This is a genomic window from Pseudorhizobium sp. NPDC055634, from assembly GCF_053618655.1.
The window spans coordinates 243,829-260,048 of the sequence record NZ_JBSHHW010000004.1 but is presented as its reverse complement, the minus strand read 5'-3'; the positions used below and the strand labels follow the sequence as shown (position 1 = coordinate 260,048).

Annotated in this window: 14 protein-coding genes and 3 tRNA genes; 4 read left to right on the top strand and 13 right to left on the bottom strand. The window is 62.5% G+C overall.

What is annotated here, in order from left to right; all coding sequences use genetic code 11:
• Nucleotides 1-157: 157 nt before the first annotated feature.
• The 9 genes from rpoB to tuf all read right to left on the bottom strand — a co-directional run bounded on the left by rpoB (nucleotide 158) and on the right by tuf (nucleotide 9,517).
• Nucleotides 158-4,294, bottom strand: coding sequence for a DNA-directed RNA polymerase subunit beta (gene rpoB / locus ACWGPT_RS08630; RefSeq protein WP_452605181.1), 4,137 nt, complete (start codon nucleotides 4,292-4,294; stop codon nucleotides 158-160).
• 247 nt (nucleotides 4,295-4,541) lie between these two features.
• Nucleotides 4,542-4,922, bottom strand: a complete 381-nt coding sequence (rplL, locus tag ACWGPT_RS08625; protein WP_247246402.1) for a 50S ribosomal protein L7/L12 — start codon at nucleotides 4,920-4,922, stop codon at nucleotides 4,542-4,544.
• Between the two features lie 60 nt (nucleotides 4,923-4,982).
• A complete protein-coding gene (gene rplJ, locus ACWGPT_RS08620) occupies nucleotides 4,983-5,501 on the bottom strand; it encodes a 50S ribosomal protein L10 (RefSeq protein WP_452605180.1) in 519 nt (172 codons plus the stop codon).
• Nucleotides 5,502-5,837: 336 nt separating this feature from the next.
• Entirely contained in the window at nucleotides 5,838-6,533 is a 696-nt protein-coding gene (rplA, locus tag ACWGPT_RS08615) for a 50S ribosomal protein L1 (RefSeq protein WP_452605179.1), read from the bottom strand.
• A gap of 2 nt (nucleotides 6,534-6,535) precedes the next feature.
• Nucleotides 6,536-6,967, bottom strand: a complete 432-nt coding sequence (gene rplK / locus ACWGPT_RS08610; RefSeq protein ID WP_452605178.1) for a 50S ribosomal protein L11 — start codon at nucleotides 6,965-6,967, stop codon at nucleotides 6,536-6,538.
• A 144-nt stretch (nucleotides 6,968-7,111) separates the two neighbouring features.
• Nucleotides 7,112-7,642 carry a transcription termination/antitermination protein NusG gene (nusG, locus tag ACWGPT_RS08605; RefSeq protein ID WP_052638093.1) on the bottom strand — a complete coding sequence of 177 codons (531 nt, stop codon included), beginning with the start codon at nucleotides 7,640-7,642 and terminating at the stop codon, nucleotides 7,112-7,114.
• Between the two features lie 14 nt (nucleotides 7,643-7,656).
• Nucleotides 7,657-7,857, bottom strand: coding sequence for a preprotein translocase subunit SecE (gene secE / locus ACWGPT_RS08600; RefSeq protein WP_452605177.1), 201 nt, complete (start codon nucleotides 7,855-7,857; stop codon nucleotides 7,657-7,659).
• Between the two features lie 188 nt (nucleotides 7,858-8,045).
• Nucleotides 8,046-8,121 (bottom strand) — tRNA-Trp (locus ACWGPT_RS08595).
• 220 nt (nucleotides 8,122-8,341) lie between these two features.
• The gene (tuf, locus tag ACWGPT_RS08590) at nucleotides 8,342-9,517 is read right to left on the bottom strand and encodes an elongation factor Tu (protein WP_452605176.1); all 1,176 of its coding nucleotides are present in this window, start codon (nucleotides 9,515-9,517) and stop codon (nucleotides 8,342-8,344) included.
• Nucleotides 9,518-9,752: 235 nt separating this feature from the next.
• Here tuf and ACWGPT_RS08585 point away from each other — a divergent pair, with 235 nt between their 5' ends.
• A complete protein-coding gene (locus ACWGPT_RS08585) occupies nucleotides 9,753-10,130 on the top strand; it encodes a winged helix-turn-helix domain-containing protein (RefSeq protein WP_452605175.1) in 378 nt (125 codons plus the stop codon).
• 31 nt (nucleotides 10,131-10,161) lie between these two features.
• On the opposite strand, the gene modA is transcribed toward ACWGPT_RS08585, so the two are convergent.
• The gene (gene modA / locus ACWGPT_RS08580; protein WP_452605336.1) at nucleotides 10,162-10,908 is read right to left on the bottom strand and encodes a molybdate ABC transporter substrate-binding protein; all 747 of its coding nucleotides are present in this window, start codon (nucleotides 10,906-10,908) and stop codon (nucleotides 10,162-10,164) included.
• 500 nt (nucleotides 10,909-11,408) lie between these two features.
• Here modA and ACWGPT_RS08575 point away from each other — a divergent pair, with 500 nt between their 5' ends.
• Entirely contained in the window at nucleotides 11,409-12,047 is a 639-nt protein-coding gene (locus ACWGPT_RS08575) for a hypothetical protein (RefSeq protein WP_452605174.1), read from the top strand.
• A 318-nt stretch (nucleotides 12,048-12,365) separates the two neighbouring features.
• Here the strand turns inward: ACWGPT_RS08575 and ACWGPT_RS08570 are convergent.
• Both ACWGPT_RS08570 and ACWGPT_RS08565 read right to left on the bottom strand, forming a co-directional pair.
• Nucleotides 12,366-12,439, bottom strand: a tRNA-Gly gene (locus ACWGPT_RS08570).
• A gap of 23 nt (nucleotides 12,440-12,462) precedes the next feature.
• Nucleotides 12,463-12,547 (bottom strand) — tRNA-Tyr (locus ACWGPT_RS08565).
• 193 nt (nucleotides 12,548-12,740) lie between these two features.
• On the opposite strand from ACWGPT_RS08565, the gene rlmB reads away from it, so the two are divergent.
• Together rlmB and cysQ are read left to right on the top strand one after the other, a co-directional pair.
• Nucleotides 12,741-13,625 carry a 23S rRNA (guanosine(2251)-2'-O)-methyltransferase RlmB gene (gene rlmB / locus ACWGPT_RS08560; RefSeq protein ID WP_452605173.1) on the top strand — a complete coding sequence of 295 codons (885 nt, stop codon included), beginning with the start codon at nucleotides 12,741-12,743 and terminating at the stop codon, nucleotides 13,623-13,625.
• 70 nt (nucleotides 13,626-13,695) lie between these two features.
• A complete protein-coding gene (gene cysQ / locus ACWGPT_RS08555; RefSeq protein ID WP_452605172.1) occupies nucleotides 13,696-14,511 on the top strand; it encodes a 3'(2'),5'-bisphosphate nucleotidase CysQ in 816 nt (271 codons plus the stop codon).
• Nucleotides 14,512-14,518: 7 nt separating this feature from the next.
• Here the strand turns inward: cysQ and ACWGPT_RS08550 are convergent, their stop codons facing one another.
• Nucleotides 14,519-16,168, bottom strand: a complete 1,650-nt coding sequence (locus ACWGPT_RS08550; protein ID WP_452605171.1) for a sulfatase — start codon at nucleotides 16,166-16,168, stop codon at nucleotides 14,519-14,521.
• Between the last annotated feature and the right edge of the window lie 52 nt (nucleotides 16,169-16,220).

Genomic DNA, 16,220 nt, shown 5'->3' with positions numbered 1-16,220 from the left:
CTTGCGATCATGGCCTTCCACATTCCCGGGACGGACGGCCTGTCGCTCAAAATGGTCATAGCCGCACAATGCGGCGAAACTTCCCCTGCCCTTCCGGACCGACCGGACGGGAGGAGAGCGGCGCGCGCCAGCCTGGAGGCGCGCGCCCTTTCGGAGATTACTCGGCCGCGTCCGGCAGCTGACCCGCGTCGCCTGCCTCGACCTTCGAGTTTTCAAGCTCGACGGACAGACCCAGCGAACGCATTTCCTTGACGAGAACGTTGAAGCTCTCCGGAATGCCGGCTTCGAACGTGTCGTCGCCGCGGACGATCGCCTCGTAGACCTTGGTACGACCAGCAACGTCGTCCGACTTCACCGTCAGCATTTCCTGCAGGGTGTAGGCGGCGCCGTAAGCCTCGAGAGCCCAGACCTCCATTTCCCCGAAGCGCTGACCGCCGAACTGCGCCTTGCCGCCCAGCGGCTGCTGGGTAACGAGCGAGTAAGGACCGATCGAACGGGCGTGGATCTTGTCGTCGACAAGGTGGTTCAGCTTGATCATGTACATGTAGCCGACGGTCACCTTGCGGTCGAAGGCCTCGCCGGTACGTCCGTCGTAGAGAACGGACTGGCCGGAGGAGTCGAGACCCGCCTTGCTCAGCATGTTCGACACATCAGCCTCGTGAGCACCGTCGAAGACCGGCGTCGCGATCGAGACGCCACGCTTCGACTGCTCGGCGAGACGAACGAGCGACTCGTCGTCGAAGCTAGCCACTTCGTCGTTGGCCACGCTGGCATAGACGTCCTTCAGCTCGCGCTTCAGGTCGCTGATGTCGTTGGAGCGCTTGTACTCTTCCAGCATCTCGCCGATACGCTTGCCCATGCCGGCGCAAGCCCAGGCAAGGTGCGTCTCGAGGATCTGGCCGACGTTCATGCGCGACGGCACGCCGAGCGGGTTAAGCACGATGTCGACATGCGTACCGTCTTCGAGGAACGGCATGTCCTCTACCGGAACGATGCGCGACACGACGCCCTTGTTGCCATGACGGCCGGCCATCTTGTCGCCCGGCTGGATCTTGCGCTTCACAGCGACGAAGACCTTGACCATCTTCATGACGCCCGGAGGCATTTCGTCGCCGCGCTGGACCTTCTCGACCTTGTCCATGAAGCGCTGTTCAAGGCGCGACTTGGACTCGTCGTACTGGGCCCGCAGGGCTTCGATCTCGCCCTGGACCTTCTCGTCCTCGACGGCGAACATCCACCACTGCGACCGCGGGTATTCCGACACGACGTTGTTGCTGAGTTCGGCGCCCTTCTTGAAGCCCTTCGGGCCGGCGACGGACTTCTGGCCACGCAGCATGTCGATCAGTCGGCCGTAGACGTTACGGTCGAGGATCGCCTGCTCGTCGTCACGGTCCTTGGCGAGCTGCTCGATCTCCTCGCGCTCGATCGCCATGGCGCGTTCGTCCTTCTCCACGCCGTGGCGGTTGAAGACGCGAACTTCGACGACCGTGCCGAAGGTGCCGGGCGGCATGCGCATGGAGGTGTCGCGGACGTCGGATGCCTTCTCGCCGAAGATGGCGCGCAGGAGCTTTTCTTCCGGCGTCATCGGGCTTTCGCCCTTCGGCGTGATCTTGCCGACGAGGATATCGCCCGGCTGCACCTCGGCTCCGATATACACGATACCGGCTTCGTCCAGGTTCTTCAGCGCTTCTTCCGAAACGTTCGGAATGTCGCGGGTGATTTCTTCCGGACCAAGCTTGGTGTCACGCGCCATCACCTCGAATTCCTCGATGTGGATGGAGGTGAACACGTCGTCGGACACGATGCGCTCGGAGAGCAGGATCGAGTCTTCGTAGTTGTAGCCGTTCCACGGCATGAACGCGACGAGCGCGTTGCGGCCGAGCGCGAGGTCGCCGAGGTCGGTCGACGGACCGTCCGCGATGATGTCGCCCTTGTTCAGGATGTCGCCAACGGCAACCAGCGGACGCTGGTTGACGCAGGTGTTCTGGTTGGAACGCTGGAACTTCTGCAGGCGGTAGATATCGACGCCGGAACGGCCGGCCTCGAGATCTTCCGTGGCGCGAATGACGATACGGGTCGCATCGACCTGGTCGACCACGCCGCCGCGGCGTGCCGCGATGGCAGCGCCGGAGTCACGTGCCACGACCGGCTCCATGCCGGTACCGACGAACGGTGCCTCGGCGCGGACCAGCGGAACCGCCTGACGCTGCATGTTCGAGCCCATGAGGGCGCGGTTGGCGTCGTCGTTTTCCAGGAACGGAATGAGCGCGGCCGCGACCGAGACGAGCTGCTTCGGCGAGACGTCCATCAGGTTTATGGTGTCGCGCGGAGCGAGCATGACTTCGCCGGCATGACGGCAGACGACGAATTCCTCGACGAAGTTGCCGTCGCTCGTCAGTTCAGCGTTCGCCTGGGCAACGTAGTACTTCGCCTCTTCCATGGCGGAGAGGTAGAGCACGTCGTTGGTGACCTTGCCGTCGATGATCTTGCGGTACGGGCTCTCGATGAAGCCGTACTTGTTGACGCGGGCAAAGGTCGCGAGCGAGTTGATCAGACCGATGTTCGGGCCTTCCGGCGTCTCGATCGGGCAGATACGGCCGTAATGGGTCGGGTGAACGTCGCGGACTTCGAAGCCTGCGCGCTCGCGGGTCAGACCACCCGGTCCAAGAGCCGAGAGACGGCGCTTGTGGGTGATTTCCGAAAGCGGGTTCACCTGGTCCATGAACTGCGACAGCTGCGAGGAACCGAAGAACTCGCGGACTGCGGCGGCTGCCGGCTTGGCGTTGATCAGGTCCTGCGGCATGACCGTGTCGATCTCGATCGACGACATGCGCTCCTTGATGGCGCGCTCCATGCGGAGCAGGCCCAGACGATACTGGTTCTCCATCAGCTCGCCGACCGAACGGACGCGGCGGTTGCCGAGGTTGTCGATATCGTCGATCTCGCCCTTGCCGTCACGCAGCTCGACGAGCATCTTGACCACGGCCAGGATGTCTTCCTTGCGAAGCGTGCGGACGGTATCCGGAGCGTCGAGGTCGAGACGCATGTTCATCTTCACGCGGCCGACGGCGGAGAGGTCGTAACGCTCCGCATCGAAGAACAGCGAGTTGAACATGGCTTCGGCCGATTCCATGGTCGGCGGCTCGCCCGGGCGCATGACGCGGTAGATGTCGAAGAGCGCGTCCTGGCGGTTCTCGTTCTTGTCCGCAGACAGCGTGTTGCGGATGTAGGCGCCGACGTTGATGTGGTCGATGCCGAGAACCGGGATCTCGGTGAAGCCGGCTTCCAGGATCATCGGAAGCGTCTTCTCGTCGATCTCGTCGCCGGCCTCGAGATAGATCTCACCGGTCTTCATGTTGACGATGTCTTCGGCGAGATAGTTGCCGTAGAGGTCGTCATTGGACGCCTTGAGGGCCTTCAGGCCCTTGTCGGTCAGCTGGCGGAGAAGGCGCGGCGTCAGCTTCTTGCCCGATTCCACGACCACTTCGCCGGTATCGGCGTCGATCATGTCGGACAGAGCCTTGGCGCCCTTCAGGGTCTCGGGCTGGAACGGGATGCGCCAGCCGTCGCCGTCGCGGACGTAGTCGGACTTCGTGTAGAAGGTCTCGAGGATTTCCTCGCCGTCCATCCCGAGCGCCATCAGCAGCGACGTCACCGGGATCTTGCGGCGGCGGTCGATGCGGGCGTAGACGATGTCCTTGGCGTCGAACTCGATATCCAGCCAGGAGCCGCGATACGGAATGACGCGGGCCGCGAAGAGCAGCTTGCCGGAGGAGTGGCTCTTGCCCTTGTCGTGGTCGAAGAAGACGCCTGGCGAACGGTGCATCTGCGAGACGATGACGCGCTCGGTACCGTTGACGATGAAGGTACCGTTGTCGGTCATCAGGGGCATGTCGCCCATGTAGACGGACTGTTCCTTGATGTCCTTGATCGACTTGGCGCCGGTGTCCTCGTCAATATCGAACACGATGAGGCGCAGCGTCACCTTGAGCGGCGCTGCATAGGTCAGGTCGCGCTGACGGCATTCCTCGACGTCGAACTTCGGCGGCTCGAACTCGTAGGATACGAACTCCAGCATGGATGCGCCGGAGAAGTCGGTGATCGGGAAAACCGACCGGAAGACTGCGTTCAGACCTTCGTCCGGACGGCCACCTTCTGGCTCTTCCACCATGAGGAACTGATCGTAGGACGCCTTCTGGACCTCGATGAGGTTCGGCATCTCAGTGACTTCGGGGATCTTACCAAAAAACTTGCGTACGCGCCTGCGACCATTGAACGTAAGGGTCTGAGCCATCGTCGCTCCTTCAAAAATGCATCCGGGCCTGCAACGGACGGGACTCGCTGGCCAGTCGGTCCCCGTCGATCATGGGTATCAAACTCGTCCCCCTTCCTGAGCCGCCGGCCGGATTGCCGGTCGCCTCGGACGGGGACCATCCTCTTGAGAACCCATTACCCAAAAGCCGTTTCACGGGCTTTTGGGTAATATGTTCAACGAACGAGCGATGGGAGAGGACTTTCGTCCCCTCCCGCCGTATTCCGTATTACTTGACGTCGACCTTTGCGCCGGCATCCTCAAGCTTCTTCTTGAGGTCAGCGGCTTCAGCCTTGGAAACGCCTTCCTTGACAGCCTTCGGAGCGCCTTCGACGAGGTCCTTGGCTTCCTTGAGGCCGAGGCCGGTGATGCCGCGGACTTCCTTGATGACGTTGATCTTGTTGGCGCCGGCATCCGTGAGGATGACGTCGAACTCGGTCTTTTCTTCTTCAGCCGGAGCAGCTGCGCCAGCAGCGCCACCAGCGGCAGCAACAGCTACCGGAGCAGCGGCGGAAACGCCCCACTTTTCTTCGAGCATCTTGGACAGCTCAGCAGCTTCCAGGACGGTCAGCGAGGAGAGGTCTTCAACGATCTTTGCGAGATCAGCCATTTTACTAGTTCCTTATGTGTTCGGTTCGAACTGGTTTGATATCTACAGCGAAAAACCGCCTTACGCGGCTTCGTCCTTCTTGGCATAGGCTGCGAAAACGCGGGCAAGCTGGCTTGCCGGTGCCTGTACGACGCCTGCGATACGGGTTGCCGGGGTCTGAATCATACCCAGCAGCTTCGCGCGCAGTTCGTCCAGCGAAGGCAGGGTCGCAAGCGACTTGACGCCTTCCGCGTTTAGCGCGGTCGAACCCATGGTGCCGCCGATGACAACGAGCTTGTCGTTGGTCTTGGCGAAATCCATGACGACCTTCGGAGCGATGATCGGGTCATCGCTGTAAGCGATGAGCGTCTGACCCTTGAACAGGTCCGACATCCCTTCCGACTCCGTGCCCTGAAGAGCGATCTTGGCCAGACGGTTCTTCGCGACTTTGACGGTGCCGCCAGCAGCGCGCATCTTCGAACGAAAATCGTTCATCTGCGCAACTGTGACACCAGCATAGTGGGCCACGACAACCGAACCGGAAGCCTTGAAGACTTCGTTCAGCTCCGTGACAAATTCGCGCTTTTCCGCTCTTTCCACTGTCTGTCTCCAGTTGACGGGACCGCAATCCTGCAGGCCCCATCGGTTTGCCTTTGCCCCAAGGGATCTTTCAATCAAGATCCCAAGCGACGCTTGAGGATCCTGTCCCCTCGCACTGTCGCCGCACGGCTACAGGCACAAGGCACACAAGGCTCGAACCGAACATCGGGACGTGACGTCCGCGATGAAATCCGTTCTTACCCGTCTCATGCAGGCAAAGTGATTAAGGATGAACCACCTGCAATCTCGGACAGGAAATCCAGGTTTCCCTGGACATTCCCGGCCCCGAAGGACCGGGAATTCTTGCTAGCCCGGGAAGACCCGGGAATTTGACGATCAGGCCGTTACGGTCGACGGATCGATCTTGACGCCCGGACCCATGGTCGAGGAGATCGCTACGCGCTTGACGTAGTTGCCCTTCGCACCGGCGGGCTTCGCCTTGATGACGGCGTCAGCGAAGGCCTTGATGTTCTCTTCGAGCGCCTTGGCGTCGAAGGAAGCCTTGCCGATGCCGGCGTGAACGATACCGGCCTTCTCGACGCGGAACTCGACGGCGCCGCCCTTGGATGCCTTGACGGCACCCGCAACGTCCATCGTGACCGTGCCGACCTTCGGGTTCGGCATCATGCCGCGGGGGCCGAGAACCTTGCCGAGGCGACCGACGAGCGGCATCATGTCCGGCGTGGCGATGCAGCGATCGAAGTCGATCTTGCCGCCCTGGACGATTTCCAGCAGGTCTTCCGCACCGACGATGTCTGCACCGGCAGCCTTGGCTTCGTCGGCCTTGGCGCCGCGAGCGAAGACGGCGACGCGAACATCACGGCCCGTGCCGTTCGGCAGGTTGACGACGCCGCGGACCATCTGGTCGGCATGACGCGGATCAACGCCGAGGTTCATCGCGATCTCGATGGTCTCGTCGAACTTCGCGATCGCCCGCTCCTTGACCAGCGAAACAGCATCGGACAGCGCGACCAGCTTGGTCGGGTCGATGCCTTCACGGATCTTCTGAATGCGCTTTGCTACCTTCGCCATGATCAAGCCACCACTTCCAGGCCCATGGAGCGGGCAGAGCCCTCGACCATCGCCATTGCGCCTTCGACGTCGGCTGCGTTGAGATCCTTCATCTTGGCTTCGGCGATCGTACGGACCTGGGCCTTGGTGATCGTGCCGGCCTTGCCGCCCTTGCCGGGCGTCTTGGAACCGGACTGGATCTTCGCTTCCTTCTTCAGCCAGTAGGTAACCGGCGGCTGCTTCATGACGAAGGTGAAGGACTTGTCCTGGTAATAGGTGATGACGCACGGAATCGGCATCCCCTTTTCCATTTCCTGCGTGGCGGCATTGAACGCCTTGCAGAATTCCATGATGTTAATGCCACGCTGACCAAGTGCGGGGCCAATCGGCGGGGACGGGTTTGCCGATCCTGCCTTGACCTGCAGCTTGAGCTGGCCTGCAACTTTCTTAGCCATTTCTCTCTGCCTTTCTACTCTGGCCGGTGACCCGGCCGACGATTGCCGGCTGGGCCGGCGGCTGCGGTTGCGTGGTTCGATCGGTTGAGGCCCGGCTTCAGGCCGCCGTCTCCCACGCGGTTCGGAGAGTTACCCCTCCTTCGATCAGACCTTTTCGACCTGACCGTATTCCAGTTCCACCGGAGTGGCGCGACCGAAGATCGAGACCTCGACCTTGAGGCGCGAACGCTCCTCGTCGACATCCTGCACGGTGCCGTTGAACGAAGCGAACGGACCGTCCGATACGCGAACCTGCTCGCCGATCTCGAAGCTGATCGAGGACTTCGGACGCTCGACGCCTTCCTGGACCTGGCCCAGGATGCGCTCGGCCTCGAAATCCGGAATCGGAACCGGCTTCGAATCGGAACCGAGGAAGCCGGTGACCTTCGGCGTGTTCTTGATCAGGTGATAGGCCTCGTCGGTCAGGTTCGCCCGCACCAGCACGTAGCCGGGGAAGAACTTGCGCTCGGAATCGACCTTGCGGCCGCGACGGACCTCAACAACCTTCTCGGTCGGCACCAGGATTCTCTCGAACAGATGATCAAGACCCTTCTGGCGGGCCTTGTTCTCGATGTCCTCGGCAACCTTCTTTTCAAAATTCGAATATGCGTGGACGATGTACCAACGCGCCGCCATCTTCATCTCCACAATCAATTGCCGACGTTCAGCACAAGGCCGATCAGCCAGCCGATAAGCTGGTCAGCAGCAAAGAAAAACAGAGCAGCGAAGATAACCATCAGGAGGACCATCGCGGTGGAGATCAATGTCTCGCGGCGCGACGGCCACGTGATCTTGGAAGCCTCGGAACGAACCTGCTGCAGAAACTGTACTGGGTTGGTTTTGGAAGCCATCGATGTCCACGCCATTACGGCACGTAAAGCTGATCTCGTTCAGCCCCACGCACCGCGTGTCTGTTTTTCCCTACATAGACTTCCATTCCCACTTCTACAAGAGGGAATCGATGCCCGATGAATTTCGCCGGCCGCATGAGCGGCAGGCTCGCCCTTCAACGCCGCGACAGTTCGCGCAACGGAAGGACTGGCAGGGGCAGAGGGGCTCGAACCCCCGACCTGCGGTTTTGGAGACCGCCGCTCTACCAACTGAGCTATACCCCTTCACCGCCCCGATGGCGCATCGTGCCCCGGGACAGGCGGCTTAATATTCAACTTGCCTGCCGATGACAAGCATTATTCGCGGCAAAAATCCCCTGCCCCGGACTTTCTTTGCCGACGCGCTGTCACCGGCCGGAGACCGACGCCGGGCGCCCGCCGCGCATAGCAAAAAGCCCCCGCCGTTGCCGGCGGGGGCTTCCTCATCCCTTGCGGGAAAAGTCCGTTATTCGATGATCGAGGCGACGATGCCGGCGCCGACGGTACGGCCGCCTTCGCGGATAGCGAAGCGCAGCTTTTCTTCCATCGCGATCGGAACGATCAGCTCGACGTCAACCGTGACGTTGTCGCCAGGCATGACCATTTCCGTGCCTTCCGGAAGCGTCACGATGCCCGTCACGTCCGTCGTGCGGAAGTAGAACTGCGGACGGTAGTTCGTGAAGAACGGCGTATGACGGCCGCCCTCTTCCTTCGTCAGGATGTAGGCTTCTGCCTTGAACTTCTTGTGCGGCTTGACCGAACCCGGCTTGCACAGAACCTGACCGCGCTCGATGCCGTTGCGGTCCACGCCGCGAAGCAGCGCGCCGATGTTGTCGCCGGCCTGGCCCTGGTCGAGCAGCTTGCGGAACATCTCGACGCCCGTGCAGGTCGTCTTCGACGTCGCGCGGATGCCGACGATCTCGATTTCCTCACCGACCTTGATGATGCCGCGCTCGACGCGACCCGTGGCAACCGTGCCGCGGCCCGAGATCGAGAACACGTCTTCGACCGGCATCAGGAACGGCTGGTCGATCGGACGCTCAGGCGTCGGGATGTAGGCATCGACGGCAGCCATCAGTTCGCGGATCGCGTCTTCGCCGATCTTCTTGTCGGAATCTTCGAGAGCAGCAAGCGCCGAACCCTTGACCACCGGAATGTCGTCGCCCGGGAAGTCGTAGGACGACAGAAGCTCGCGCACTTCCAGCTCGACCAGCTCGAGAAGCTCGGCATCGTCAACCTGGTCGACCTTGTTGAGGAACACGACGATCGCCGGAACGCCGACCTGGCGGGCCAGCAGGATGTGCTCGCGCGTCTGCGGCATCGGGCCGTCAGCGGCCGAGCAGACCAGGATCGCGCCGTCCATCTGGGCAGCACCGGTGATCATGTTCTTCACGTAGTCGGCGTGGCCGGGGCAGTCGACGTGCGCGTAGTGACGGGCAGGCGTCTCGTACTCGACGTGCGCCGTCGAAATGGTGATGCCGCGCGCCTTCTCTTCAGGAGCGGCGTCGATCTGGTCATACGCCTTGAACTCGCCGAAGTACTTCGTGATCGCTGCCGTCAGCGACGTCTTGCCATGGTCAACGTGACCAATCGTGCCGATGTTGACGTGCGGCTTCGTCCGCTCAAACTTGCTCTTTGCCATTGAATGCTTCCTGTGGACTGATGTGGACCCGGCGCGCGGGTTTGGTGTGGCCGTTTAAGGCTTTCGGTCAAGATGCGCAAGACATAATTGCTTGGCGCCTGCTCGGCCGGCCTTCCCGGAAAGCGGCGACCTGCCTTTGCCCGCAAGCCGCCTCGTTCATCCGGCTGGTCAGGCGCTGCAGGGTCGGCTAACGGTGAGACGAACCGTCATCCAGGGCAACGAAATGAAGTCTCGCATGGAACCCAACGCACCGAGCCTCGTGATGCGCCTCGACTTCCCCGACCGGCACCGCCTGGGCCGCGGCAAGATCGAGCTTCTCGAGCATATCCGGGAAGAGGGCTCGATCTCCGCCGGAGGCCGCGCCATGGAGATGTCCTACCGGCGGGCGTGGATCCTCGTGGACGAGATGAACCGGATGTTCCTGCAGCCGGTGGTGACGACGCAGCGGGGCGGAAGCCAGGGCGGCCGGGCGGTGCTGACGCCCTTCGGCGAGGAACTCGTCTCCCGCTTCCGGGCGATGGAAAGCGAATGCCTCGCGGCATTGGCGCCGGACATCGGCTGGCTGCTGGCGGCGCGACGCCCGAGCACCGAAGACACCGACGAGGACAGCTGAGCGCCCCACCCCTCCTCCTTCTGCCCTACCTTTAGTGAAGGACAGTGAAACCCTGCGCCTCGAACAGCGGCTTCGCCTTTTCCGATTTCAGGAATTCCAGATAGGCGCCGGCTTGCGGGTTGTCGGAACTCGCAACGAGGGCGACCGGGTAGACGATCGGCGGATGCGTGTCCTCCGGGAAGGTCGCGACGACGGTGACGCCGGGATCGGCCACGGCATCGGTCTGGTAGACGATCCCGAACGGCGCCTCGCCACGCGAGACGAGGAGGAGTGCCGCCCGGACATTCTCCGCACCCGCGACGCTTGCCTCGACCGAGGGCCAGACGCCGAGCGTTTCGAGCGCCGCCTTGCCGTATTTCCCGGCCGGTACCGAATCGGGCGATGCCATGGCGAGCTTTCCGCCGGCAAGCAGGCCGGCGAGGTCGAAGCCCGGCTCCATCTTCACAGGTGCCGCTCCCTGCGTTCCGATCAGCACGAGGCGGTTGCCGAGCAGGTCGACCCTGCTTTCATCCTTGATGAGCTTGCGCTCGGCCAGATAGTCCATCCAGTCGCGGTCGGCCGAAATGTATATGTCCGCCGGTGCGCCGGCCTCGATCTGCCTGGCGAGCGCCGAGCTTGCCGCATAGGAAACCGACACCTTCGGGCCACCTTGGCTCACCCATGCGGCGTTCGCCGCATCAAGCGCATTCTTCATGCTGGCGGCTGCGAAAACCGTGACCGGCTCCTGTGCAGCAGCCTGCGAACACGCGAGACCGAACAGGGCAAACGCCAGAAGCATGGCCCGCGCATATCCCGAAAGCTTCACGATCATGGACAATCCTCCCGTTGTATATGATCAAACATATCGGAATTCACGCCCGCGTCCAGCCTGTCGCCGGCCCTCGCGTCGACTTGGATCAGGACTTCGGGGGGAGCTCTCTTTTGGGCTTGCAGCCAGCGTCAGCCTGAAACTGCCGTCTGCCGCAGTGCCGGTCCTGCTTCCGAGATCCGACACCTTGATCAGGCCGAAGGGCTTGCACTCGACGCCCCGAACGTCAGTGGCCCGTAACGGGCGATGAAACCGTAGACGCCGGACCCGAACTAACCGGATCATCTGCGCGTGGAGATGCGGCCATCGTTGTAGAGGTTTTTACTACGGTGGAGAGCGTAAATTTTCCTTACGGAAAACTCATCTGCTTTCACCTAAACTGGCGTCGCCAAATATTCTTGTATTCATTATTACGACTAGCCACAGTGTCCGCTCTAACATCTCGTCGCCATTCTAAAATGGGGGACTCTATGATTTACAATGAACCCTTGAGGAAAATTCAAACAAAAGAGGCGAACGAACTGGCTGAATTTCTTTTGTTTAGAGGTGAGCTGGCGAATTCTATGCGAGCATTGCAAATCTACGAGCGCCTTCGCTTCGGACGCTCCACGGAAGAGGATTCTTTTGTGGCAGCCTCGTTGTTCCGCGACGCAATAGTGCAGTTTACTGGCTGCTTTGGAAAAACTGAGCCAAAGCTCCAGAGCGCTACTGTGTATGCCCAGTTTCCTGGCGCGAGCGATTTCTTTCGGTGGGTGCAAGATTTGCGAGATGCATACGCGGCCCACAACTTCGGGCCGATGCGCCAATCCGTGGTCGGTATGGCGAAGCAAGGTGACGGTTACGCCAGAGGTGAGTTCGTTAGCGTTTACGGCGGCCCCGACCAATCGGGGATCCACCAACTCAAGCGCTTCGTGCAGATCGCCCAAAACACGGTCGACCGAAGGATATCAGTTCTCGATGCCATTGTCTCGGACCAAGTAAAAGCGATGACGCCGGATCAGTATGATGAATTACCTATAGCGGAGTTTGTCGCAGCTGGCCCTGGGGAAGTCAGGATGACAAGGGAACGCTTTGCTTCTCGTCACAGAAAATTTGCCGGGGAGGATTAGCACAACCGGGTTCGCCAAGGATATAATGCAAATCCGCTATCGAAATAGCCAAGCGGAATGCAATCTCTGCGTCACGCTGTAGCCGTTCTTTTAGTCCACCCATGCCGCCACATGGTTCCCGGCGAGCGGCCGGCCGTAGCCGGCATCCTACCATGCGAGCAGCTTGGCGCCGAGTCAGAGAGGCGACCGCCCGCCCCTCCTCGTAGTGGAGAGACCGCCGAGCGACAGCCAGAGGCTGAGGTCCAGCATGGACCAGCCATCGGTCGTGTAGACGATGGCCGTAGACGAGCAGGCGGTATGGCTAAGGGGCCGGGAAGCTGGAGCGGGTAGCGGGAATCGAACCCGCGTATTCAGCTTGGAAGGCTGCTGCTCTACCATTGAGCTATACCCGCGGGGCGGCCGATCCAGTGACGAATGGTGGAGGGAGTTGGATTTGAACCAACGTAGGCTGAGCCAACGGATTTACAGTCCGTCCCCTTTAACCACTCGGGCATCCCTCCATATCCGTCGGGATCGTTACCAAGCTCGCGGATCGATGCGCCGGGCTTCGATCTGCGCCGCGTATATGACGGCCTGCTGCCCGTCTGTCAACACGGGTTTAACGTCAATTCCGTGAAAAAAATCGCGCCTCGTTCGAGGCTTATCTCCGGGGTGACGACTATGCTCCGGAACGAGCCGGGGCTATAAGGCCGCATGAGCAAGAACGACAAAGACAACAAGCCCGGGCGCGACACCCATTATGCCAATCTTCGGCGCGCGGTGCGCGATGCGAAGCGCGAACGCGGCGAAATCCCCACCCCCGATCCGCGCAAGAACCGCCGTAAGGACGCCGGCTGGACACCTCCCAAGCTGGAGTCCGACCAGGTCTTCCTCTACGGCCTGCATACGGTGCGGGCGGCACTCGCCAACCCGCAGCGGAAGCTCATCAGGCTCTCCGTCACGCAGAACGCGCTCGCGCGCCTCGAGGCGGGAGACGTGAACGCCCTTCCCTGCCCGGTCGACCTCGTGCAGCCGCAGGACCTCGACAAGGCGCTGGGACCCGATGCCATCCACCAGGGCGTCATGCTGGAGACGCGACCGCTGCCCGTCCGGCGCCTCGAGGCGCTGAAGGACAGCCCGCTCCTGCTCGTGCTCGACCAGGTAACCGATCCGCACAATGTCGGCGCGATCATGCGCTCGGCGGTCGCCTTCGGTGCGGGCGCGCTTGTCACCACCCAGAGACACAGCCCGGTGGAATCGGGCGTCCTGGCGAAGTCGGCCTCCGGTGCCCTTGAGCTCATCCCCCATATCCAGGTCACCAACCTTGCCGATGCCCTGAACGAGCTTCACGCGCTCGGCTTCCAGACGGTCGGCCTCGATTCGGAGGGGCCGCAGCCGCTGGAGGAAACACTTTCCGGCGACAGGATTGCGCTGGTCCTCGGCTCGGAAGGCAAGGGCCTGCGCCAGAAGACCCGGGAGACCGTCACGGCACTCGCACGCCTCGACATGCCCGGCGAGATCAAGTCGCTCAACGTATCGAACGCCGCGGCCGTCGCGCTTTACGCGACCCGCATTCACCTGGCGCGCGCCGGATCGTGACACGCCTGCGGGAGGATCCCGGCCGACGCCGGTCCCTCCCGCGGCAGGACAATGCCAATCGGGGAAGGCCTTGGGAACCGGCACCACCACGACAAGCCTGATCGACGTCTTCATATCCGCGGCACTCGATGCCGGGCGCGCGATCATGGACGTCTACCGGGCCGGACCGACGGCGAGCTACAAGGCCGACAGTTCACCCGTGACGGAAGCGGACGAGCAGGCCGAACGCATCATCCTCGCGGCGCTGCGGCAGGCCGTTCCCGAGATTCCCGTCGTCGCCGAGGAAGCTGTTGCCGCAGGCCGCATACCGGTGATCGGCGACGGGCCGTTCATCCTGGTCGATCCACTCGACGGGACGAAGGAGTTCATCGCCCGCCGCGATGAATTCACGGTCAATATCGCCCTGATCCGGGATGGCGCGCCGGTGCTCGGCGTCGTCTACGCGCCCGCGCTCGGCCTTGCCTATACGGGCAATGGCGACAAGGCCTGCCGATTGGCGATCGGACCGGATTTCGACGTCCGGGAAGTCAAGCCGATCCACGTGCGCGAGGCCGGCCCCGTCGTGGTCGCGGTCGCCAGCCGGTCACACAACACGCCGGAGACGGAAGCCTTCCTTAAGGACAACCAGATCGCCGAGACCTGCCGGATCGGCTCGTCCCTGAAGTTCGGCCTGGTCGCGGAAGGGCAGGCCGACATCTACCCCCGCTTCGGCCGGACGATGGAATGGGATACCGCGGCCGGCGATGCGGTGCTGCGCGCGGCAGGCGGCACGACCGCGACGCTCGACGGCAATCCCCTCCTCTACGGAAGGACGTCGGACGCCGGCTTCCCCCTGTTCGCCAATCCCGATTTCATCGCCCGGGGAAAAGCAGGGTCCGCCGGCTGATCGCTTCTCAGCCTGCCTCCGGCGTGCTGAACCTGTCGATCAGTATCTGCCGTAACCTGTCCATCGGCGGTGCCGGGGCCTCGGGGGACGGTGTCATGCCGGCGGAAAAACCGTCCTTCATGAAACTTTCGACCAGCGCCTTGTCACGACTGACGATGTGGACGGGCACGTCCCGGGACGCGTCCGGCCCCGTGATAAGGGCCGCGGGCTGATGGTCTCCCACGAGCACGAAGACGGCGTCTTCGCCGAAATTTGCGATGTAGGAACCGAGCGTCTCGAGCGTGTAGTCGAGGGTCGCGGCATATTGCCGGCGGACCCGGTCCTGGTCCGCCCACACGACTTCCGGCGGATCGCCGCTTTCGGTATGCCCGTCGAAGATCGTCCCGTCGCCGACCTCGTCCCAGTCGACGAGGCGGGGTACCGGCGTCCAGGGGGCATGGCTGGAAATCAGCGCGATCTCCGCCATGACGGGTCTGTCGCTACCGCCAGCGGGCCGTCGGGCGAGGCGTTCGAAGGCTGACAAGGTGTACTGGTCCGGCATCGTGACCCAGTTGAAGGGCTTGCCGCGATAGCCGAGGTCCTTCTCGGCCAGAACCTCGTCATACCCGAAATAGGCCGACTCGGGCCAATCCATGGTGATTGCGGGCATGACCGCGACCGTCCGCCAGCCGGCATCGCGGAACAACCGGTTGAGGCTCGGCCGCCTGCTCGTCATCAACCGATCGTAGCGCGCCTGGCTGTCGACCCTGAGGCCCGAAAGAAGCGTGCCGTGGGCAAGCCAGCTGAGCCCCCCGACCGTCGGCGATCCGGTCCAGCCGCTGGCGGACGCGAATCCGGCGTCGGAAAGCTGCTTCTCGATGGCATCGAGGCGGGGACCGATCATTCCGCCGTAGCGGGCATCCTCGATCGCGCTCCGGCCATAGGATTCGATGAAGACGAGGATGACGTCTCGGCCTGCGATCCGCTCGAATCCGGGAGCGGCAGCGGCCCCCTCACCCTCATCCGCCAGTTCCGTTTCGAATGCGCGGATATCGGCCGCGGAACTCGCGACAAGCGACAGTCGCTCTCCGAGATAGGGTGCCACGTGCAGCCGGGCGACGGGTTGCGCCCCCATCCGGGCATCCAGCGCCATCGACAGGATACCGGCCGCGAGGAGCAGCGAGAAGACGGCAACCGCGACCCTTCGGGCATTGCGGGGAAGACCCGTCATCCGGATGCAGGCCCAGAGGAAGGCCAGAACGAGGATCGCCAGGACAGCGAACGCCGAGCAGATCGCGACGGCCGCGGTGATCGTGCCGACGGAGCCGGAAAGGAGGTTCCAGCCATCGAAGATCATCCTGAGGTCGAGATAGGGGTTGAAGCGGCGGTGGAAGGCCGAAAGCACGGCAAGATCGCCGATCTTGAGAAAAAAGAGGAAGAAGACCACGATGGTCGAAAGGATCGCGACGGCCAGCGCCATTCTTTGCGGCAGAAGCAGCAATGCCAGAGCAATCAGCGGTATCTCGACCGGCAGGCGGAGGAAGCGGGAAATGCCACCGCCTGCGGCGCCCGGCGTGTCCGGCATGAGGCAGGCGAGGAGCGCGATGGCGAGGAAGACGGCAACCGCCAGCGCCGCCCGCCATCCATTTATCCCGTCCATCCTCACGCTTCCGCTCATCCGAACGTGCCTCCCGCGCGTATACTCAAAAAGGCGACGCCGCGCCGGGGCC